The organism is Cyclobacteriaceae bacterium (genome assembly GCA_030584025.1).
Classification (GTDB): Bacteria; Bacteroidota; Bacteroidia; order Cytophagales; family Cyclobacteriaceae; genus UBA2336.
In genome coordinates this window covers 3567839-3589201 of record CP129487.1, presented here as the reverse complement: position 1 = coordinate 3589201, position 21363 = coordinate 3567839, and the positions used below count along the sequence as shown (strand labels likewise).

Below are 21363 nucleotides of genomic sequence, written 5' to 3'. Positions count from 1 at the left end.
ACTTTTTATTTTCTCTTCCTCCCCTCAACTCCCGGATACAACAACGGAACCGGATCGCTGGTGAATACTTCTTTCGTGTGTATGTCCATCATGGAAAGCACACCCGACCAACCTGCACCGGTATCCATCAACCAGATTTCACCTGATTGTATTGGCGTTTGAAACGGCACAGGTGTGTGACCCAAATAAATTTCATCGTATTCCGTGTGCTTGCTGTGCATGCCTTTGTAATAGAAGTCGAGCGCAATGCGTGATAAGTTTCTATCCCATAAGAAAACCTGCAGCGACTGTTGATGGATTGGTCGTAAGGGATTGATACCAGCGTGAACAAATAGTTTGTTGTCGAGAATGTGATACGGCAAAGCTCCTTCCAGAAATGCCTGGTATTTTTCAAAGCCCGTTCCCTTAAATGAATTTACGGTTGACTCCCCACCCTGCTCCCACCACACGTCATCGGCATGGCCGTAGCGCATCCACTCCAACGTCCAGAAATCGTGGTTGCCAAAAATGTAGGTGAGGTTTTTAATGCGCATCAACTCATCAATCGCTTGTTTGGTTTCCGGCCAGCCATCGCACACATCGCCAAGCGAAATGAGGTGATCTTTTTCATAATCAAACCCTGATCGCTGCAGGCATTGCTGAAGCGCCCGGTGGGCACCGTGAATATCACCGATAACGAAAGTCCTTGCCATTATTTTATACCTTCACGTTCGAAAATAACATAACATGTCTACCATTGAAATTGTCGGGCACATGGGTGCCTTTTTAAGTTCCATCACCTTTATGCCCCAGGTTTACAAAGCGTGGCAATCCAAAAGCGTAGGTGACCTGAGCCTGGCCATGATGCTGATTGTTTTTTCCAGCACCATTGTATGGCTGATTTATGGCTTTGGGCTAAACCTGTGGCCGGTCATTATCTGCAACGGCATTATTTGTGTGCTTAGCCTTGCCCTCATTTATTTCAAATTCACATTTAAAAAGTAGCATTTCGCCATTAACCGCTACGTTTTGCTGTTTATCACTTTTTGGCACGAAATCCTTAAAATTGCGCTACTTTAGCGGCTTATTCCCGTTAAGAAGGTACACATTCAGGTTGAATTGAATTAGTTATGGAAGTTGTAGTTGCCGAAAAACACGTTCAGCATAAAGAAAAAATCAGTCAGGTTATTGCCGAAGTAGGTAAGGTGGTAGTTGGGCAGGAGTATATGGTAAACCGCCTGCTTATCGGCCTGTTTACCAACGGCCATATTTTGTTGGAAGGTGTGCCGGGTCTGGCCAAGACGTTAACCGTAAGTACGCTTGCCCGTGTGCTGCACCTTGATTTTTCGCGCATTCAATTTACTCCAGATTTGTTGCCGGCCGACCTGGTGGGAACGATGATTTATAATCAGCGAGAGGCCAAGTTTGAAGTAAAGAAAGGCCCCATTTTCGCCAACATTATTTTGGCGGATGAGATCAACCGCTCCCCAGCAAAAGTTCAATCGGCTTTGCTGGAAGCGATGCAGGAAAAACAGGTAACGATCGGTGAAACCACGTTTCAATTGGATCGTCCTTTCCTGGTATTGGCTACACAAAACCCGGTTGAAAACGAAGGAACCTATCCGTTACCGGAAGCACAGATCGACCGCTTTATGATGAAGGTGTTTGTCGACTATCCTACCAAAGACCAGGAACTGGAAGTGATGCGCAGAATTTCAAACATGAAGTTTGATTTTACGGTGAATGCATTGCTTACCAAGGAAGACATTTACGACATACGCGAGCAGGTAAACAAAGTAAAAATTTCCGAATCGTTGGAGCGTTATATTATTGAGTTGGTATTTGCCACACGCAAACCACTGGAATACAAACTCAACGACATTGCCCCGTACATTCAGTTTGGGGCATCACCGCGTGCGAGCATTAACCTGAACCTGGCCGCCAAAGCTGCCGCTTACATGGAAGGCCGCGATTATGTACTGCCCGAAGACATCAAAGAAGTGGCGTTGGATGTGATGAATCACCGCATTTTGCTCAACTACGAAGCCGAAGCGGATAACGTCAAGACCAACGAAATCATCAAGGCAATTCTGAACAAAGTCCCCATCAGCAAATAAAATTTTTGCCATTAACATTGGGTTAACCGCAGGCATGCGGCAAGTAACAATTTCATAAAATCTGGTTTGACGCCACTTAACATTGGATGCCCACCTTTGGGCTCGAATTAAGTGTGATTAAACTAAACAATTTTATGAAGAAATTACTTTCGATGCTGATGCTGGCAGGCCTTGTTACCATGTTCTGGGCTTGTAGTGAAGATGAGACCACACCAGATGGTCCTTCAATTAGTGAGCCCGCTATTGTAAACGTTCTTGTAGCTGATGTTACAGAACTAAGTTTTGCTGTAACAATTCCCGGTGGTTATAAATCTGTAGAAGTTTCGGCAACAGGTGGTACGGCAGCTATTGAAAGCGAACCTTCAGCCGGAGCAACTTCTGGAAACGTGGTTGTCAATTTCACTGCTGATGCGAATATTGGAGCAGCATCTGTTACCTTAACGATTACCGACAGCAATGATAAAATTGCAACTGAAGTGTTAAACCTGACAAAAGGAAACACCGTAACGGTAACATCAAATATTTCAGCAAATACAACCTGGAAGTCTGGACGAATTTATATTCTCGCCACCCGTGTTACAGTATTAAATGGAGTTACACTTACTATTGAACCAGGCGTAGTTATAAAAGGACAGGGCGGAACGGGTTCAAACGCAACCGCATTACTAGTAGCACGTGGAGGTAAACTGATGGCAGAAGGCACAGCTGCCAGCCCGATTATTTTTACTTCTGTGTTAGATGAAATTGAGCCAGGTGAAATTGAAAGTCCGAACCTGGAACCAACTGTAAATGGTCTTTGGGGCGGTGTGATTGTATTGGGTAGAGCCCGCATATCTGCATCGAATGAAAGTGGTCAGTTGTCTGAAGTTCAAATCGAAGGAATTCCTACTTCAGATCCGAATGGATTATATGGCGGTACTGATGATGCGGATAATTCAGGTGTTCTTAAGTACATCTCTATTCGTCATGGTGGTACTAATATTGGCTCAGGCAATGAAATTAATGGATTAACATTAGGTGGTGTTGGTTCAGGAACTGTAATTGAAAACATTGAGGTGGTGGCAAACCAAGACGATGGTATTGAGTGGTTTGGCGGTACAGTATCTGTTAAAAATGTGGTGATCTGGAATTCATTTGATGATGGATTGGATACCGATCAGGCATGGAATGGTACCTGTGACAATTTTATTGTAGTAGCTCCGAACACTGGTAGCGCATTTGAATTGGATGGTCCGGAGGGCACGTACATCAATGCTACTAATAGAAACCACAAATTCATCAATGGTACTGTGTATGCTGGCGCAAACATTGCAGATCTGATCGACTTCGATGCCAATTCAAATGTTGAAATGGAAAACATCTACTTCTTTGGTTTTGGCAACGCAACCAATGTGAAGGAATATGCAGCTATGGTTGGTTTTGCTGGGAGCACTTCATCAGTAGCTAATTTTGAACATACACTTACAGGTGCAACAAATCCAGACCCAGCTGTAGTGTTTGCAGGAATTCCTGCCGGTGAATTAACTGCAGTAGCCGTTAATGACAATACAGTAGGGGCAGATGCTTCTGTCTTCGGTTGGACGTGGGCACGTGTTTCAGGTGCCTTAGCCGGAATAGGGTTGTAACAATTCGGTAACAATTTCATAACGAAGCCTACCTCAAGCAGAGGTAGGCTTTTTCTATTTTTGCGGAACGAAACAGAACCCTCTACAAATCAATCACTTACATGAGAATTAATCAGCGTTTTTCCTTGATTTTCGCACTTTTAGTGGGAATTTCAACAGTCGCGGTAGCGCAAAAAGGAACAATCAGAGGGACAGTTTTTGGCGATGCAACAGGCGAGGCGCTTATTGGCGTGTCGGTGCAAATTAAAGATACATCTATTGGTTCGGTAACAGATTTTGATGGAAAATTCAGCATTTCGACTTCTCCCGGAACGTACAACTTGCAGATTTCCTATATATCATACCAAACTGTTTTGATTGATGGTGTAGTGGTTAAAGAAGGTCAGGTTACACTTTTTGATAACATTCGCTTAAAAGAAGAAGTGCAAACACTGGATGCAGTTGTGGTAACTGCTGAAGCTATCCGTAGTTCTGAATCCGCTTTGCTCACCGTTAAGAAAAAAGCCCCCAACTTAATGGATGGTATTTCTGCCGCAAAGTTTCGTCAGATTGGTGATTCGGATGCATCAGAAGCCGTGAAGCGCGTAACCGGTGTCTCTGTAGAAGGCGGCAAATATGTTTTTGTTCGTGGTCTTGGTGATCGGTATACAAAAACTACGTTAAACTCTGTTGATATTCCCGGGCTTGATCCTGATCGTAACAGCATTCAGATCGACATATTTCCTACCAACCTCATCGATAATATGATGGTGTTAAAGTCATCTGTAGCTGAAATGCCTGCCGACTTTACAGGAGGTGTGGTAAACATTGAGACAAAAGATTTTCCCGATGAGAAGATATTCAATGTTTCTGCCAGCATCGGATATAACCCATCCATGCACTTCAAAAAAGATTTCTTCATGTATCAAGGTGGCAAAACAGACTGGCTAGGTTTTGATGATGGAACACGTGGTTTACCGCCAATGGCCAGAACATCGCCAAATTCTTTCCCAGCGCCTGGAACCGCCCCGGCAGATCAGATCAACACATTTTTAAAAGGATTCAATCGGAATCTGGCCACACAAACCCAAAACAGTTTTATGGATTTCAGTTTAGGGTTGTCAACTGCCAATCAGAAGAACTTTAAGAATGGGAACAGTCTGGGATATATATTTTCCACCACGTATAAAAGTTCAACCACACTATACAATGATGTAGTGTATGGAGAATATCAACGCCCTGCTTTTTCAAATGAATATGAACTTATATATGCTACTGTGCAAACCGGTGAGCAGGCAGAAAGAAACGTACTCTTAGGATCGCTTGCTGGCCTTGCCTTTAAAACACCTCGATCAAAATACAAATTGGCAGCGCTTCATTTGCAAAATGGTGAGTCGCGTGCTGCACGCCTTTTCATTGATGACAACGGCAGCGCAGTTGGAAAATCAGGGTTCACCGGATTCTCAGATAACCTTGAATACAGCCAGCGCGGTGTAACCAACATTTTATTAAATGGAGAGCATTATAATGAGGATCGTTCGTTTAGTGTTGATTGGCGCGTTTCTCCAACAGTTTCTAAAATTGTTGAGCCAGATATCCGTAAGACTGCATTCACCATCACATCATCCGATACTGTATTTAGCCCGGGCGCTGCCGGTTACCCAACCCGCATCTGGAGAAACCTGGATGAAATAAACCTGGTGGCAAAGGTTGATGTTAAAAAGGAATACAAGCTTTTTGGTAAGCCTGCCACACTAAAAGTTGGTGCCAGCCAGGTATTAAAGGAACGTGATTATGAAATTCTTCAGTTCAACGTTCAGTTCTTTGGTAGTCAACCTGAGTTTGAAGGTAATCCGGATAACGTTTGGCAAGATGAGCACTTATACCCGAATGGCCCTGTTTACTTATCAACTGGAAATGCCGATCCTAACTCGAATGAATTTAACTCTACGGTAAATAATACGGCCTTTTACGTATCCCACCAATTTCAAATTGTTGAGAAGCTCAAGGCAGTGCTTGGTGTACGTGCTGAAAAATTTGTACAGCGTCATACCGGACGTGATGCGATTTATGCCAGCGGAAATACACAAGATGGCATTAGCCTGAATGATGAAAAAGTGTTAGATGCCCTTGATTTCTTTCCATCGACAAACTTCATCTACGCCATTAATGACAACCAAAATCTGAGGTTCTCTTATTCGAAGACAATTGCCCGTCCGTCATTTAAAGAACTGTCGTATGCTCAAATTCTTGACCCTGTATCGAACCGTACGTTTAACGGTGGGTTGTTCCGATATGCAGACTGGGACGGAAATTTGAGAGAAACCAGAATTGATAACATTGACCTTCGTTGGGAGTTGTTCCTGAAAAAGGGAGAATTGTTTTCAGTAAGTACATTCTATAAAAAGTTTGATGCTCCTATTGAATTGGTGCGAATACCCGAAGCACAAACAACGAATGAGTTTCAGCCACGGAATGTAGGAGATGGAACAGTGTTGGGTGCTGAGATTGAGTTTAGAAAATCCCTCGATTTTGTTACCGGTCGATTGAATAATTTTTACCTAAGCGGCAATGTTACGTTGGTGAAGTCATCCATTGATATGACAGCTACAGAATTCAATTCACGGAAAAATTATCAAAAGAATGGCCAAACCGTTGAAGATACACGTGAAATGTCCGGTCAGGCTCCCTACATGATCAATCTCGGATTGTCGTATGAAAATGCTGAAGCAGGCATTGATGGTGGTTTGTTTTACAATGTAAATGGCCGCACATTAACGGTTGTGGGTGGCGGACTTTTTCCGGATGTATACTATGACCCTTTTCATAGCCTTAACCTTAACATGAATAAGACTTTTGGTAAGAACAAAAAGTCGGTATTCAGTTTTAGCGTAAACAATATTTTGGGAGATGTGAAGGAGAATTTCTTCACGGGCTTCCGAGCAGAGAATCAATATTATACCCACTTTGATCCAGGTACTTCATTTAGCTTCGGTTTCAAATACGGAATCTAACGGATAAAGAGTTTAAGCGAAAAGGTGGATTGATCAATTCACCTTTTTTTGTTTCTCCTTGTGCAATTCAATTACCTTCTTGATCTGCTCGGCTGCCACAGCTACCGAATCCTGGCTCTTTTTTTTTTGCTCAATTTTGGTGAGCAGGCTCAGGTTTTCCAGCTTGTTTACTTCCAATGACTTTTCCAGCTGTACTTTTTCCTTTTCGTTATTCTCCAGCCTGATGGTCAGGTTTCGGTTTTCGGTTGTTAACCGTTGTTGCTGTCGCTCTACCGCTTGTAAAGCTTTCAGCGACTCATCTACATCCACCTGAATTTTATCGCGGTAAAAACGAACACCAAATTCGTACATAACCCGTTCCAGTTCTTTGTTCACTTTCTCTGCCTCATCGGCACTGCCCCATTCCGATGGCTTCAAACCAATCCACGCCAGGGTAGTTTTATCCCGCTCTTTTGTGGTGGCATAAATGGGGCTTTTGTATGATGTGCCACCAAGCACAGTCTCTGTTAACGTCATCGGACTAGCACCAAACTTCATCTTCGAAAACGACTTCAGGTATTTGCTGAATGCGTTGGAGACTTCATCCTGAGTGCCTTCCAATTCCACGGCAAAACCTTCAACCTGATCGCCCTTAATCCGTGAACTTTCCTTGCTTACCTTTACCGTTTGGGTAAAAGCAGTATAGGAAAGTAGCGTAAACAGAATGAGAACAAACTTTTTTGGTGCTTTCATGTTGAATAAGAATTAATGATGTAAAACTAACGCAACAAAATTGATTCCAAAAAGAGTATTGATTACAGGTGCCTCGGGCCTTATTGGATCGAAGCTTACCGAAATGCTTGTAGCCGAAGGCTATCAGGTTATCCATTTAGGCCGATCGAAAAAGGAAGGGACAATTCCTTCTTTTACGTGGGATGTAAACCGAGGTGTAATGGACGCAGAGGCGCTAACCGGTGTGGATGCCATTATTCACCTGGCAGGTGCCGGTATTGCCGATAAACCCTGGACGGAAAAGCGCAAGCAAGAAATTCGCGATAGCCGAACCCGATCCACACGTTTACTTTTTGATCAACTGAAAAAGGGAAATCATACCGTCAAGACATTCGTTTCAGCCTCAGCCATTGGATACTACGGCTTTGAAGGAGGAGAAACGGTGTTTGCAGAAGACAGCAAACCGGGTTCTGATTTTCTGGCCTCGGTGGTGAAAGATTGGGAAGCGGAGATCGACCCTATTCAGGAGTTGAATATTCGCACAGTAAAAATCAGAATCGGTATTGTGCTGAGCGAGCAGGGCGGGGCGCTGAAGGAAATGGCAAATCCGGTACGATGGGGTGTAGGCGCACCGCTTGGTTCAGGTAAGCAGTATATGAGTTGGATACACATTGACGACCTGTGCCGCATGTTCGTGTATGCCTTGAAGTATGATCATTTGCAAGGTGCTTATAATGGCGTAGGGCCATCATGGGTTAGCAATAAGGAGCTAACCAAGGCCATTGCCAGAGCCCTGAAGAAACCGATATGGCTACCACCCGTTCCAAACTTTGTGTTGAAGTTGATGTTGGGCGAAATGGCCGACCTGGTGCTGAAAGGAAGCAAAGTTTCGGGAGAGAAAATTGCACAGGCCGGATTTACCTATCACTATCCGGATTTGGATGTAGCGCTGACCAACCTGTTGCGTACGCCAGAATAAACTGAATCAAATCTTTTTCAAATCATACTCGTATATTTCGGGTGTGCGGCAGATTAACCATGCCGTTGAAATTTTTTTATATGAAAAGCAAAAAGAGTAGTAAGCGCAAAGCTGATCCCGAATTGATTCAACAAGCTATTGAAGAAGAACACCGCATTCGCAAAGCGTTTAAAGATAAAGACTGGGCCGAGATAAAGGGTGCCAACAGTTGGATGATCTTTAAGGTGATGAGCGAGTTTGTGGAGGGCATGGAGAAACTGGCGAAGATTGGCCCATGTGTTACCATTTTTGGTTCGGCACGCACAAAGCCTGGTAATGCCTACTACAAAACCGCTGAAGAAATTGCATATCAACTTGTACAGCATGGGTATGGCGTAATTACGGGTGGAGGTCCGGGTATTATGGAGGCCGGTAACAAAGGCGCGCATCGTGCCGGAGGAAAATCCGTTGGGTTGAATATTTTTCTTCCGTTTGAACAGAAAGGAAATGTTTATATCGATCCTGATAAACTCATTACGTTCGATTACTTTTTTGTTCGTAAAGTGATGTTTGTAAAATATTCACAGGGTTTTATTGTTATGCCGGGTGGATTCGGAACGTTAGATGAATTGACAGAAGCGTTAACGCTGATCCAGACCAAAAAAATCGGGCGGTTCCCGATTGTGATGGTGGGAAAAAAATTCTGGCAGGGCTGGATGAAATGGGTAAAGGATGTGTTGATTGAAGAAGGCATGATCAGTCCGGAAGATCTTGACTTGTTTAGTTTAGTGGATACGCCTGAGGAGGCTGTGAAGGCAATCGATGATTTCTATTCGAAGTATTTGCTGGCTCCGAACTTTTAAACACAGTGTGCTCTGTGGTTAACAGATAGAAAATTACTAGCTCATGCTTACACGAAACCTGCCTTTACTCATTTCAATAGTAGCGCTCATCATTGTGCTTGGCTTTGTGCGCTATTACCGCAACCAGTTGAATGAGCTTGTGCAGCAGAGCCAGCAAGATGCAAGTATTCAGGATGGAACACTTTCACCCAGTGAATTTAATGGATCTATTCCGCAATACTATGCCATTTCTTACGACCTTCCACCTAACTTAAATTTTGCAGGCGAACATGTTCCCATCGAAATTCCCGATGTGCTTGAACGTTTGGATCGTGAGTTGCAGATCAACATCTACTTGCACAGCAGCACCATATTTCTGATCAAGCGCGCCAACCGCTGGCTCCCGCAGATGGAAGAAATCCTGCGCAAACACAATATCCCGGACGATTTCAAATACTTGCCTTTGATTGAATCCGGATTGCTGAATGATATTTCTCCCAAAGAGGCCGTTGGCTTCTGGCAGATATTGAAAACTTCCGGAAGAGAGTTGGGCCTTGAAATTGACAAGGAAGTTGATGAACGTTACGATCCGCTGAAAGCAACTGAAGCCGCCTGCGAATATTTGAACAATGCTTACAAAAAATTTGGAAACTGGACGTTGGTGGCTGCCTCCTATAACCGCGGCATAGCGGGTGTTGCTCGTGCACTTGAAAAGCAACAGGTAGATAGTTTCTATGATTTGCATTTGGTTGAAGAAACTTCGCGTTACGTGTTCCGGATAATAGCCATTAAGGAAATAGTTGAAAACCCGGTGAAGTATGGATTCAACATCAATCCAAAACATTTGTATCAACCAGAAAAGCTTCGGTATGTGGAAGTGAAAGAGACCATCCCAAACCTTATCGATTTTTCCAAACAACAAGGAGTTAACTATAAATTACTGAAACGCTACAATCCGTGGTTGCGGGATGACCGGCTTACGGTAAAGCGGGGTAAGGTTTACCAGGTTGCGCTTCCGGTATCTAACTAAATGTTTACAAAATGCGTCCTTACATCCTGGCAGAAACAAATTGGAAACACATTAAGGATGCCTCAGTTAAGGTAGCCATTCTTCCGTGGGGAGCGTGTGAGGCTCATAACTATCATTTACCTTACGCTACGGATATTATTGAGTCGGAGCACATAGCTGCTGAGTCGGCACGACTGGCATGGGAGCAAGGCGCAAAAATAATTGTGTTGCCCACAGTACCATTCGGAGTAAACACGGGTCAGTTTGATGTTAAACTGGACATGAACATGAATCCGTCAACCCAACTGCTGGTGCTCAACGATTTGGTTGAAGTACTAAACCGACAAGGCATTCATAAGCTTATCATCCTGAACAGTCATGGAGGAAATGATTTTAAACCCATGATCCGTGAATTGGGCTTGAGATTTCCAGCTATGTTTATTACTACCTGCAATTGGTTTCAGGCGCTTGATCAAGCGCAATTTTTTGAAAATAAGGATGATCATGCCGGTGAAATGGAAACCAGTCTGATGTTGTATTTACGCCCCGATCTGGTGCTGCCCTTATCGGAAGCGGGTGATGGTACTGCCAAAAAATTCAGGTTCACGGCCATTCGTGAAGGTTGGGCCTGGGCTGAACGCAAATGGACGCAGGTTACAGCATCAACAGGTGTGGGCGATCCACGCAAAGCAACAAGAGAAAAAGGAGAGCGGTATTTTAAGGCGGTAACGGAAAAAGTTGCGCAGTTTTTTATGGAAGTCGCGAAAACAAAACCGGAAGATTTCTACACGTAAACAATTACTGCATCATAGTAACCGTTTCGCCTTCCAGGGTTTTGTAAGCCTTCATCACATCAGCCGTAAGGCAGGAGTGTATGGGCAGCACGCCCAGCCAATCGCCAATCTGAATATTTTTAGCTTGATTTTTTTCCGCATGAATGATTCCGTGTTCTTGCGAAAGGGATTTGATATACATACCGGTTTCTTCGGTGCTCCATCCGGTTTCCGTCAGGCGAACAACTTTACCAAATGAGTTTCCATGTGGACTGGAAAGAAAATCTTTTGAAAAATGTACGGCTCCACCGTGCACAACAATTTCATTTCGCTCCGGATAGGTTGCCACAACCGGGCAAGCCATCGCCACCGCGATTTGTTCCAGCGCGCACGAACCAATAGCAACTTGTGTAAAATCATAAAACACAAAATTACCAGGCCGCATCTCATCAATATCATGAAAGGAATCGGCAACACTGCAGGTTGGCGTGTCGCCAATGGAAAAAATTAAATCGGGATAGCGCTTTGAATACTTTTGTTTGAGCGTTCTTGCTGTTGAGCTACTGTTTTGATGAATGTTGAGAATAGCTTTTTTGTCGTTGCGGACTTTATAGCTGTGTCCATCGTGTGTCAGAAATCCTGTAAACGTTAGGTTTGGATAGGAATCAATTCGGTTTAGAATGGCATCAAGCAAATCAGCATTTCCCGGATCAACACCGGTGCGGTGATAGCCTGTATCTATTTCAATGAATAAATTGATTGGATGGTGAATTTCCTTTCCAAGCAGGTCAACTGTTTCCGGAGAAACAACCAATAGGTTAAGTGTGATCTTTTCAGCTAACTGGTTAAGCCGATCTTTCTCATGAATGTTTACCGGAAAGGCAACGGTAATGTCTTTCCACCCATCCTGCGCGAAGTATTCAGCCATCTTCACAGACGACACCGTGATTTTATCCACACCAAACGCACGAAACCACCTGCCAACTTCATGCGACTGGTGAGTTTTGAAATGCGGCCGAAAGATGACGTTGTTCTTTCGGGTCTTTTCTGCCATGATGGAGATGTTAGACAAGCATTTTTGTTTATCAAGAAGAAGTGTAGGCTCAATCAGCGGAAACATGCAGTACGATTGTTTATTCTGTTTAGTCTACAAGTTAGCATTTACATATGATTGCCTACTGCCTTACTGCACATTGCTTATTTCTCACCACCCAATCCCATAATCCTCTCCATGATTGCTTGACCCGCCCCAGAAGCTTCCATTCTTCCAATCAAAGAAAATCGCGTTTACTGGTCCGCTGGTGCGTTCGCGATACGAGATCCGATAGCCCATCTGTCCAAGTTCTTTTCGCGACCACGGTGGCATTTGATTGTTCAGTATCAAGGAGCCGGGTTGTTTTTCATGGTTGCCAAAGCTGGAATACATTTGGTTGGTTAAAAAGCTTGGCGCTTCACACGCCTCCTGAACGGTCATGTTAAACTCCACCATGTTCAAAAAGAATTGAATCAACAATTGATCCTGCTCATCACCGGCTTGTTTGGCAAAAGAGATATACGGCTTGCCATCTTTCAGTGCCATGCTGGGCGTTAGGGTAACGCGTGGACGTTTGCCGGGCTCCACTACGTTAAACGGATTTTCTTTTTCATCTAACACAAAGCTTTGCATGCGCTGGCTCATCCCAATGCCCGTGTTTCCTGCAATGCAAGCGGGCACCCAACCGCCACTAGGCGTAACAGAAACCACCCAGCCTTCCTTGTCGGCCGTTTCAATGGATGTGGTGCCAGCAGCAAAATCTTCAAAATATTTTTCATTCAAGGGTGTATACAAATTGCTTTGTTGGTTGCCCCAGTTTTTCAGCAGATCATTATAAGGATTTACTTTTCCTTCAAACGGATACGGATCACCCGGTCCGATTTTCGGATCGTTACGTTCAGGATTAATCAGCTTTGCGCGTTCTTTTGCATACTCTTTTGAGAGCAAGCCTTTCATCGGTTCTTCGGGGGCAAAAGCAGGATCGCCATAATAGAAATCCCGATCGGCAAAAGCCAGGTTCATGGATTGATACAGCGTATGAATGTACCGTGATGTATTGTATCCCATCGATTTCAGGTCGAAGTTTTCCAGGATGTTCAACGTTTGCAGCATCACCGGCCCTTGTGTCCATTGCTGAAGCTTATACACCTCAATACCTTTATAAGAAGTCATCAAAGGCTCTTCGATCTTTACTTTCCAGTTGGCGAGGTCTTGCTCGGTAATCAATCCACCCTGTTCCTGACAACCTCTGGCAAATTCTTTCGCGATGTCGCCTTTGTAAAACCGATCGTAAGCCGCATAGATCGCATCTTTGCGCGACTTGCCCTTCTTTAATGCCTGCTGCTCGGCTTCTACCATTTTCTTCAGGGTTTCCAGCAAATCCTTCTGCACAAAAATTTCTCCGCCATAAGGTGCTTCACGCTCTTCACCCAAATGCGTGAGAAATACTTTTTTGGAATACGGCCATTCTTTGATTCTCTTTTTTTCACGTTCAATCGAGTTGGCAGTTTGTGCTTCAATCGGGTAACCTTCGGCCATTTGCATAGCGGGAGCAAGTACATCTTTTAAACTCATGGTACCGTATTCGGCCAACATGGTGAGCAAGCCGCCCGGTGTGCCGGGTGTAACCGCTGCTAATGGGCCATACTGTGGCGGGTATTTCATGTCTTTGTCCTTAAAGAACTGCGCAGTTGCTCCGGTAGGGGCTACACCCAGTGCGTTAATGGCAATTACTTTTTTTGTTTTCGGATTGTAGATGAGTTCCTGTGTTTCACCACCCCAACTCAATACGTCCCACATGGTGCAGTTTGCAGCAAGAATGGCGCAGGCGGCATCAACGGCATTACCCCCTTTGCTGAAAATCATGGCTCCGGCTGTAGCCGATAAGGGCTTGCCCGTTACGGCCATCCAATGCCGGCCATGCAGCGGTGGTTTTTGCGTGGTAACCGGAAAGGTGTTGAACGATTGTGCCAAGGCCGCGAAGCTGAATAGCCAGGCAGATAGAATGAGGATATAATTCTTCATAGGAATTAGGTTTACGCTTTCGTTAGTAACAATAAAATCGAAGCATGGTTAAAGGTAGCGCTATTTGCTTTGTAAAACAGTAACTTTTGATGAGCAGTAAATTGATTTGTTCGTCCGGATGCAGTTGAATTTGAATTGTTACATTTGACTTTTAGCAAAATAGGATATGCTTAACCAGATTAAGGAAGCAACAGAATTTATTCAGAAGCGGATCACTACAAAACCAGAGGTTGGAATAATTCTGGGTACCGGCTTAGGCGATCGGATGGTGGAAGAGATTGAAGAGCAAGTAGTGATCAACTACAATGCTATTCCCCATTTCCCCATCACAACGGTGGCCACGCACAAGGGCCAGTTGATTTTTGGAAAAGTGCATGGAAAATCTGTGATGGCCATGCGCGGTCGCCTGCATTACTACGAAGGCTATAGCATGCACCAAATTGCCTTGCCGATTCGCGTGATGCATATGTTGGGTGTTCAGTACCTGTTGGTGTCAAATGCGGCTGGCAATGTAAACCTGAATTGGCGTAAAGGTGAACTGATGTTGCTGGAAGATCACATCAACCTCCAGCCGAACAATCCATTGCGTGGAGAAAACTTTGAATTTTTTGGTGAACGCTTCCCGGATATGAGCGAACCCTATGCAAAAGCGCTCAACAAGAAATTGTTACGGATAGCAAAGAAGGAAAAGATAAAACTCCACACCGGTGTTTATGCAGCGGTGCAGGGACCAAGTTTGGAAACCCGTGCCGAGTATCGTTACCTGAGAACCATTGGGGCGGACGTGGTGGGTATGAGTACGGTACCTGAAATTCTGGTAGCGCGGCACATGGATATAACGTGCTGTGCCATTTCTGTTTTAACTAACGACTGTGATCCGGATAACTTGCATCGGGTGGAATTGCAACAAATTGTTAATACCGCTGCCACATCAGAAAAAAATCTGGTGAAACTTTTTACAGGATTGATTGAGCAATTGTAACCTGAAAGAAAAATGATCAAGGAAATAAAAGAAGCGACTGATTTTTTGCGTAAACGTGGTGTTGAAGCGCCTGAGGTGGGTGTCATTCTGGGCACCGGACTTGGAAACTTGTTTGTAAAAGAAATCAAGAAACCCCTTATTATAAATTACAATTCTATTCCACACTTCCCGATTTCGACTGTGGAGTATCACAAAGGCCAGTTGATTTACGGAGAGGTAAAGGGAAAGAAAGTGCTGGCCATGCAAGGCAGGTTTCATTACTATGAAGGTTATAGCCTGCAACAGGTAACGCTTCCCGTACGCGTGATGAAGCTACTGGGTGTGCAGCACTTGTTGATTTCCAACGCAGCTGGAAATTTGAATCCCGATTGGAAGAAAGGACAGTTGATGTTGATTGATGATCATATCAATTTACTTCCGGATAATCCACTGCGTGGTGAGAACTATGAAATTTTTGGTCCGCGCTTTCCGGATATGAGCGAACCCTACTCGCTATCGCTGAACAAAAAACTGAAACAAATCGCCAAAGCAAAAAAAATCAAATTGAACGAAGGGGTGTACACGGCTGTAATGGGACCTAACCTGGAAACACGAGCCGAGTACAGATTTCTAAGACGCATAGGAAGCGATGCCGTTGGGATGAGCACCGTTCCTGAGGTAATTGTAGCCAACCACATGGGACTGCCGTGTTGTGCGGTTTCGGTATTAACCGATGATTGTGATCCGGATAATTTAAAGCCTGTTAACCTGAAGGAAATTGTAAAAGTGGCAGGCAAAGCTGAGCCCAAGCTTACCGAGCTTTATGTGGAGTTGATTAAAGCGCTATAACTGCGGCACAACGGGTTGAACCCAGGCCGTTTCGAAATCTCCTTCCTGATATGGGTTTTCCTTTGGTTTGGATGATACAATCCGTGCACGCACATAGAGCATATCTTGACTTACTTTGAATGAAGCCCGACTTTTCTTAACCTCTTTAATCAGATGTGCAGCACCTTCGTCTTTCTGAGCTCCGAAAAATTGTATGGTATACTGGATGGTTTGTTCTGTTTTGATCTCGATTCGTAGTCGATTTTTTTTGAACGACACATCATTCAATAACACACCTGTGCTGGAATAGAATTCACCGCGCTCCATTGCGTCAATCAGCGCTTTGGGCGTTAGTGCCTTTGCCCTAACCATAATAAATCCCCTTCCCGGATTACTTTGCTTGGTATTGAAGTTCAGGTAATGGTGCGCATCATCAGTTGCCAGCCCGTAAATTAATGCTTTGCCATGTTTAAGGTAATCGATCAGTAGCTCGTCCCACATTTGTTCCGTACCCATTCGCAGCGAATCTCCATAATTGTGCACCAACGGATGGCCGTTGTACACCTCGAAGAAGCGTTCACCGTTAATTTGCTTCATATCTTCCACGGTTATGGCCCAGCCGAAGTTGGGATGGTTAATGTGTGGAAACATTGGTTGGCCAGTTCGCTCCCGCTGTTCATAAACCTGATTCAGGTTGTTTTGCATCACATCCACCACACTGGTTCCACCCTGCGGCACAATGAGTTCCTGAACATTTATGACATTGATGTGAATTGGCTTTTTTTCGAATTGATCCGTAATTTCTTCTGCCGGGATTATCAGAAATTGGCCGGGTTCTTCATACAAGGGGCGATATGCTTCCAGGGTTTTTAGCTTTACTTCAGTTCGTCCGGCTGTATCCGTTCTGTACTCTACCCAATCCTTACCAAATTTTTCAAGATATTCTTCAAACCTTCGTTGGTGAGATGGCATTGACGGTAAGCGCTTCCATTTTTCACCCTGTGCCAACACATTATGATCTGATAAACAAACAAAATTATAGCCTCTGGATTTATACCAGTCCATAATCATTTCCGGAAAGTCATCGCCATCGCTCCAATACGAGTGAGTGTGCGTGTTTCCTTTGAACCACTTGAGATCCTGAGCGAATGCAAAACCTTGAAAGATGCAAAAGATGATTGTGAATAGTAATCGCATTCTTTTTGCTTTTTTGAATTAAAGCTTTGTCTTCAAAAACTCAGCCGTATAACTACCCTTTGCTTTCTTCACCATGTCTTCAGGCGTTCCGGAAAATAGAAGCTTCCCTCCTTTTTTCTCTCCGCCTTCCGGGCCCAGGTCAATTATCCAATCGGCACATTTGATTACTTCCAGGTTGTGTTCAATTACCACAACGCTGTTGCCTTGATCGACCAGGGCATTGATGGCTTTTAGCAGTTTGGAAATATCGTGAAAGTGCAGGCCGGTGGTGGGTTCATCGAAAATGAAGAGGATGTGTCCATCGGATGAATTTTTGCCGAGGAAGGAGGCCAGCTTTACCCGTTGTGCTTCGCCACCGCTAAGGGTGTTGGAGGATTGGCCGAGTTTCACATAACCCATACCTACATCAAAAAGCGGCTGAATTTTCTCAAAGATGGATTTTTTATCCTTAAAAAATTCAAGCCCTTCTTCTACGGTCATGTCGAGAACATCAGCAATATTTTTTTCGTTGTATTCAACTTCCAATACTTCTTGTTTAAAACGTTTGCCATGACAGCTTTCGCATTTCAAAAAGATGTCAGCCATAAACTGCATCTCCACTTTTATCTCACCTTCTCCTTCACAGGTTTCGCAACGGCCACCTTCAACGTTAAATGAAAAGTGTGAGGGCTTATAGCCGCGTTGTTTGGATAAGGGCTGATCGGCATACAATTGACGAATGGCATCGTATGCTTTCACATACGAAATCGGGTTTGACCGCGAAGATTTTCCAATCGGATTTTGATCTACAAATTCCACCTGAGTGATTTGTGAAACATCGCCTTCAAGTCTATCAAACTTGCCGGGCGATTCTGCCACGGAGCCATGCATGCGCCCGATAGAAGGGTACAAGATCTTTTTAACCAACGTTGATTTCCCTGATCCGCTGATGCCGGTAACCACGGTTAACACACCCAGCGGAAATTGCACGGTTAAATTTTTCAGGTTGTTCTCACGCGCACCCAGAATGGTAATGGCATCTTTCCACTTTCTGCGTTTCTGCGGAACTTCAATTTTATCTTTCCCGGTAAGGTAATTGGTCGTATGCGAAATGAATTTACCGTTCAGCTCTTTTAATGTACCTTGATACACAAGCTGTCCACCATGAGCGCCTGCATCCGGACCAATGTCAATAATCTGATCGGCTGCACGCATGATTTCTTCTTCGTGCTCAACTACAATAACGGTATTGCCTAGATCACGCAAGGATTTCAATACCTCAACCATACGGGCAGTATCTTTCGGGTGAAGCCCAATGCTTGGCTCATCCATAATATACATGGAACCCACCAATGCACTGCCCAATGAGGTAGCCAGTTTAATGCGTTGGTATTCACCACCCGAAAGGGTGGACGTAAGTCGGTTCAAGGTCAGGTAACCTAATCCAACTTTCACCAGGTACTCCAGTCGTGTTCGAATCTCGGTTAGTATTCTGTTCGATACCTGCTTATCGAATTCGGGTAATTTTAATTTGTTAAAAAACTCCAGCACATCTTCGATGGGCATGAGAGCCAAATCAATGATGGAGGTGTTGGCAATTTTCACATAGTGTGCATCTTTACGCAAGCGGGTGCCTTTGCAATCGGGGCAGTTGGTTCTTCCACGGTATCGCGAAAGCAACACACGGTATTGTATTTTATGCGTTTTTGATTCCAGGTGTTTGAAGAAGGCATGAATGCCATCAAAATATTCGTTGCCATTCCAGAGTGTATCTTTTTCCTGTTGCGATAATTCATGGTATGGGCGGTGAATCGGGAAATCGAACTTGATGCCATGTTTCAACAAGGGTTTCTGCCATTCGCCCATCACTTCGCTGCGCCACGGAGCAACCGCACCTTCATATACGGATAAGGATTTATCAGGAATGACCAGGTCTTCATCAATGCCCAATACTTTTCCGAAGCCTTCGCAGGTGCGGCAAGCGCCATACGGGTTGTTGAAGCTGAAGAAGTTCACCGATGGCTCGGTGAATTTCATGCCATCCAACTCAAACCGATCGGAAAAGTGTAAGGGCTTTCGACCTTCAGCGTAGATGATGCATTCATCGTGTCCTTCGTAAAAGGCCGTTTGAACCGAATCAGATAACCGGAAAACGGTGTCTTCATCAGTTGGATTCACGGCCGCTCGGTCAATCAGGATTTCAATTCGTAAATCTTTTGCAGCTGTTTTTTTCTTCTCAGCAAGCAGCTCTTCAATAAACTTTGGTTCGCCATCAATCAGTACGCGTGCAAAACCTTTGCTTAGCAGCAAATTCAGTTCATCCTGAACCTTTCTCCCTTTCTTCAGCGTAAGCGGACAAGCCACCATAATGCGAGTGCCTTCGGGTAACTTGTTGATTTCATTTACCACATCCGTAACCGAATCGCGTTTTACTTCCTTGCCGCTAATCGGGGAATAGGTTTTCCCGATTCGGGCAAACAGGAGTTTCAGGTAGTCGTAAACTTCAGTGGTAGTACCAACTGTGGAGCGCGGGTTGCGGGTATTTACTTTTTGTTCGATGGCAATGGCCGGAGATACACCCCGGATGTAGTCCACCTCCGGTTTTTCCATGCGTCCCAAAAACTGGCGTGCATACGAACTGAGACTCTCTACATACATACGCTGGCCCTCAGCGAAAAGCGTATCGAATGCGAGGGAAGATTTACCGGAGCCCGAAAGCCCGGTAATGACCACCAGCTTATTTCGGGGGATGGCCACACTCAGGTTTTTCAGGTTGTTAACCCGTGCCCGCTTGATGATGATGTATTCTTTCGGATCGAGGTTGTCGAGTTCGGATTCGCTTACTGGCCTGGTCACGTTCACTGTGGAAAATTAGCAATTAAAGAGAAGTGGTCGATAAAAAATAAAAACACCATCCGCGAAGATGGTGTTTCCGTTTACCTGAGTTTATTTTACTAGCTATCAAAGTCGGGATCGTAGCTGGCCTCGCGGCTGCGCTTTCCTCCCCCGCTGTCTTCATCATAATCATCATCGCCCCCCGATTCAAAGTCATCATTGGTGCCGTAATCATCGTCCCCGTCCCCGGCACTGTCAAATTCCTGCGGGGCACCTGAATCCACATCGTATTCGCCATCGCTGTTTTTGGTGGCGGGTACTTTCACAAGGTAAATGGCGTCCTCGGTTTCCAGCGGAAATACAAAAATGGGCTCTTTTTTCGCGTTGGTGATCCGGGTAATACTGCCCTCATACCCGTTAGGGTACTGGCGCTTGAGCAAATCATGCAGGTCATCGCCCAGATTTTCAAGACTTTTAATTACGCGTTTTTTATTGGTGGACATTGGGTTTTAGGCTAAAAAATCGAAAGCAAATACCTTAAGAATTTTAGTTACAGGCAAGAATTTTGCGGAAATTATTTGTGCTTTTTGATAATCTTAATATCTTTTCAACCTTATTGTTCCACTAAACCCCTACAATATCGAGCGCTACTTCTACGTTACCAAAATGTGAGTTAGATGATTGAGAACAGAAGTAGTGACAGCGAATTGGTGTCACGCTATCAAAATGGTAACGAAGGAGCTTTTGAAGTGCTTCTGCACCGCCATAAGTCGAGGTTGTATACCGCTATATACCTGATCGTTAGGGATCGCTACGTGGCCGAGGATTTGTTGCAGGAAACGTTCATCAAGGCGATTAACACCATCCGATCAGGGCGGTACAATGAAGAGGGCAAATTCTTACCATGGATCAGTCGCATTGCGCATAACCTGGCCATAGATCATTTCCGGAAAAACAAACGACATCCGGAAATCGTGTTGGAAGATGGGAGCCGATTGTTCAACTCAATGGATTTCTCCGAAGAGTCAATGGAGTCGAAGCAGATCATGCAAGACAACAAATCCAGACTTCGCGGATTGATCAAAGAGTTGCCAACTGAGCAGAAACAGGTGTTGATTATGAGGCATTACCTGAAAATGAGTTTTCAGGAAATTGCCGATCGCACCGGGGTAAGCATTAACACAGCTTTGGGCAGGATGCGTTACGCACTCATTAACCTGAGAAAAAAAATGTATACAAACCAGCTTGCCTATGATAAAGACGTTTACCCAACACGACCTGATCAGGTATTTATACCACGAGACTACGGAGAAGGAGGAGCGGGAGATTGACAAAGCCCTGCTGACCGACACCGAACTTCGGGCGATGTACACGAGTATGCTGGCCATTAAAAAAGAAATGGACGCTTCGCACGTGGAACCATCTGCCAAAACGGTTCTGAACATCCTGAGTTATTCCAAAAGCACCTCTCCGGTAAAGCAATGACTTTCATTAGTAG

The 21363-nt window shown here is 44.5% G+C and carries 19 protein-coding genes; 12 read left to right on the top strand and 7 right to left on the bottom strand.

Annotated features, from left to right (window positions below; translation table 11 throughout):
* Positions 1 to 5: 5 nt before the first annotated feature.
* Positions 6 to 692, bottom strand: a complete 687-nt coding sequence (locus QY309_16170; protein WKZ59388.1) for a metallophosphoesterase — start codon at positions 690 to 692, stop codon at positions 6 to 8.
* A gap of 34 nt (positions 693 to 726) precedes the next feature.
* On the opposite strand from QY309_16170, the gene QY309_16165 reads away from it, so the two are divergent.
* From QY309_16165 to QY309_16150, 4 genes are all read left to right on the top strand, one after another.
* A complete protein-coding gene (locus QY309_16165) occupies positions 727 to 984 on the top strand; it encodes a SemiSWEET family transporter (GenBank protein WKZ59387.1) in 258 nt (85 codons plus the stop codon).
* Positions 985 to 1109: 125 nt separating this feature from the next.
* Positions 1110 to 2096 (top strand): AAA family ATPase, encoded by a 987-nt coding sequence (locus QY309_16160; protein WKZ59386.1) that lies wholly within the window; start codon positions 1110 to 1112, stop codon positions 2094 to 2096.
* A 134-nt stretch (positions 2097 to 2230) separates the two neighbouring features.
* Entirely contained in the window at positions 2231 to 3721 is a 1491-nt protein-coding gene (locus tag QY309_16155; protein ID WKZ59385.1) for a hypothetical protein, read from the top strand.
* Positions 3722 to 3822: 101 nt separating this feature from the next.
* Positions 3823 to 6714: a TonB-dependent receptor gene (locus QY309_16150; GenBank protein WKZ59384.1), complete on the top strand. Its 2892-nt coding sequence runs from the start codon at positions 3823 to 3825 to the stop codon at positions 6712 to 6714.
* Between the two features lie 33 nt (positions 6715 to 6747).
* On the opposite strand, the gene QY309_16145 is transcribed toward QY309_16150, so the two are convergent.
* Entirely contained in the window at positions 6748 to 7446 is a 699-nt protein-coding gene (locus QY309_16145; protein ID WKZ59383.1) for a hypothetical protein, read from the bottom strand.
* Between the two features lie 40 nt (positions 7447 to 7486).
* On the opposite strand from QY309_16145, the gene QY309_16140 reads away from it, so the two are divergent.
* The 4 genes from QY309_16140 (at position 7487) to QY309_16125 (ending at position 11028) form a co-directional block, all read left to right on the top strand.
* On the top strand, positions 7487 to 8404 hold the full coding sequence (locus QY309_16140) for a TIGR01777 family oxidoreductase (protein ID WKZ59382.1): 918 nt from the start codon (positions 7487 to 7489) through the stop codon (positions 8402 to 8404).
* 80 nt (positions 8405 to 8484) lie between these two features.
* On the top strand, positions 8485 to 9246 hold the full coding sequence (locus tag QY309_16135) for a TIGR00730 family Rossman fold protein (GenBank protein ID WKZ59381.1): 762 nt from the start codon (positions 8485 to 8487) through the stop codon (positions 9244 to 9246).
* Positions 9247 to 9289: 43 nt separating this feature from the next.
* Positions 9290 to 10255 carry a transglycosylase SLT domain-containing protein gene (locus QY309_16130; GenBank protein WKZ59380.1) on the top strand — a complete coding sequence of 322 codons (966 nt, stop codon included), beginning with the start codon at positions 9290 to 9292 and terminating at the stop codon, positions 10253 to 10255.
* A gap of 11 nt (positions 10256 to 10266) precedes the next feature.
* A complete protein-coding gene (locus tag QY309_16125; GenBank protein ID WKZ59379.1) occupies positions 10267 to 11028 on the top strand; it encodes a creatininase family protein in 762 nt (253 codons plus the stop codon).
* A 4-nt stretch (positions 11029 to 11032) separates the two neighbouring features.
* Here QY309_16125 and QY309_16120 read toward each other — a convergent pair whose 3' ends face one another.
* Positions 11033 to 12127 (bottom strand): alanine racemase, encoded by a 1095-nt coding sequence (locus QY309_16120; GenBank protein WKZ59378.1) that lies wholly within the window; start codon positions 12125 to 12127, stop codon positions 11033 to 11035.
* Between the two features lie 84 nt (positions 12128 to 12211).
* On the bottom strand, positions 12212 to 14065 hold the full coding sequence (locus QY309_16115; GenBank protein ID WKZ59377.1) for a gamma-glutamyltransferase: 1854 nt from the start codon (positions 14063 to 14065) through the stop codon (positions 12212 to 12214).
* 166 nt (positions 14066 to 14231) lie between these two features.
* Here QY309_16115 and QY309_16110 point away from each other — a divergent pair, with 166 nt between their 5' ends.
* On the top strand, positions 14232 to 15047 hold the full coding sequence (locus QY309_16110) for a purine-nucleoside phosphorylase (protein ID WKZ59376.1): 816 nt from the start codon (positions 14232 to 14234) through the stop codon (positions 15045 to 15047).
* Positions 15048 to 15059: 12 nt separating this feature from the next.
* Positions 15060 to 15875 (top strand): purine-nucleoside phosphorylase, encoded by an 816-nt coding sequence (locus QY309_16105; GenBank protein ID WKZ59375.1) that lies wholly within the window; start codon positions 15060 to 15062, stop codon positions 15873 to 15875.
* Here the strand turns inward: QY309_16105 and QY309_16100 are convergent.
* From QY309_16100 to QY309_16090, 3 genes are all read right to left on the bottom strand, one after another.
* Positions 15870 to 17051: a histidinol-phosphatase gene (locus QY309_16100; GenBank protein ID WKZ59374.1), complete on the bottom strand. Its 1182-nt coding sequence runs from the start codon at positions 17049 to 17051 to the stop codon at positions 15870 to 15872. The genes QY309_16105 and QY309_16100 overlap by 6 nt on opposite strands.
* 18 nt (positions 17052 to 17069) lie before the next feature.
* On the bottom strand, positions 17070 to 19892 hold the full coding sequence (gene uvrA / locus QY309_16095) for an excinuclease ABC subunit UvrA (GenBank protein WKZ59373.1): 2823 nt from the start codon (positions 19890 to 19892) through the stop codon (positions 17070 to 17072).
* A gap of 92 nt (positions 19893 to 19984) precedes the next feature.
* Positions 19985 to 20368 (bottom strand): hypothetical protein, encoded by a 384-nt coding sequence (locus tag QY309_16090; GenBank protein WKZ59372.1) that lies wholly within the window; start codon positions 20366 to 20368, stop codon positions 19985 to 19987.
* Positions 20369 to 20542: 174 nt separating this feature from the next.
* Between QY309_16090 and QY309_16085 the strand changes: the two genes are divergently transcribed.
* Positions 20543 to 21196, top strand: coding sequence for a sigma-70 family RNA polymerase sigma factor (locus QY309_16085; protein WKZ59371.1), 654 nt, complete (start codon positions 20543 to 20545; stop codon positions 21194 to 21196).
* Entirely contained in the window at positions 21117 to 21350 is a 234-nt protein-coding gene (locus QY309_16080; GenBank protein ID WKZ59370.1) for a hypothetical protein, read from the top strand. The genes QY309_16085 and QY309_16080 overlap by 80 nt, the downstream gene beginning before the upstream one ends.
* The last annotated feature ends 13 nt before the right edge of the window (positions 21351 to 21363 follow it).

Coding starts and splice junctions, on each gene's coding strand:
- QY309_16170 (WKZ59388.1), bottom strand. CDS start 692: ATGGCAAGGACTTTCGTTATCGGTGATATTCACGGTGCCCACCGGGCG.
- QY309_16165 (WKZ59387.1), top strand. CDS start 727: ATGTCTACCATTGAAATTGTCGGGCACATGGGTGCCTTTTTAAGTTCC.
- QY309_16160 (WKZ59386.1), top strand. CDS start 1,110: ATGGAAGTTGTAGTTGCCGAAAAACACGTTCAGCATAAAGAAAAAATC.
- QY309_16155 (WKZ59385.1), top strand. CDS start 2,231: ATGAAGAAATTACTTTCGATGCTGATGCTGGCAGGCCTTGTTACCATG.
- QY309_16150 (WKZ59384.1), top strand. CDS start 3,823: ATGAGAATTAATCAGCGTTTTTCCTTGATTTTCGCACTTTTAGTGGGA.
- QY309_16145 (WKZ59383.1), bottom strand. CDS start 7,446: ATGAAAGCACCAAAAAAGTTTGTTCTCATTCTGTTTACGCTACTTTCC.
- QY309_16135 (WKZ59381.1), top strand. CDS start 8,485: ATGAAAAGCAAAAAGAGTAGTAAGCGCAAAGCTGATCCCGAATTGATT.
- QY309_16130 (WKZ59380.1), top strand. CDS start 9,290: ATGCTTACACGAAACCTGCCTTTACTCATTTCAATAGTAGCGCTCATC.
- QY309_16125 (WKZ59379.1), top strand. CDS start 10,267: ATGCGTCCTTACATCCTGGCAGAAACAAATTGGAAACACATTAAGGAT.
- QY309_16120 (WKZ59378.1), bottom strand. CDS start 12,127: ATGTTTCCGCTGATTGAGCCTACACTTCTTCTTGATAAACAAAAATGC.
- QY309_16115 (WKZ59377.1), bottom strand. CDS start 14,065: ATGAAGAATTATATCCTCATTCTATCTGCCTGGCTATTCAGCTTCGCG.
- QY309_16110 (WKZ59376.1), top strand. CDS start 14,232: ATGCTTAACCAGATTAAGGAAGCAACAGAATTTATTCAGAAGCGGATC.
- QY309_16105 (WKZ59375.1), top strand. CDS start 15,060: ATGATCAAGGAAATAAAAGAAGCGACTGATTTTTTGCGTAAACGTGGT.
- QY309_16100 (WKZ59374.1), bottom strand. CDS start 17,051: ATGCGATTACTATTCACAATCATCTTTTGCATCTTTCAAGGTTTTGCA.
- QY309_16090 (WKZ59372.1), bottom strand. CDS start 20,368: ATGTCCACCAATAAAAAACGCGTAATTAAAAGTCTTGAAAATCTGGGC.
- QY309_16085 (WKZ59371.1), top strand. CDS start 20,543: ATGATTGAGAACAGAAGTAGTGACAGCGAATTGGTGTCACGCTATCAA.
- QY309_16080 (WKZ59370.1), top strand. CDS start 21,117: ATGATAAAGACGTTTACCCAACACGACCTGATCAGGTATTTATACCAC.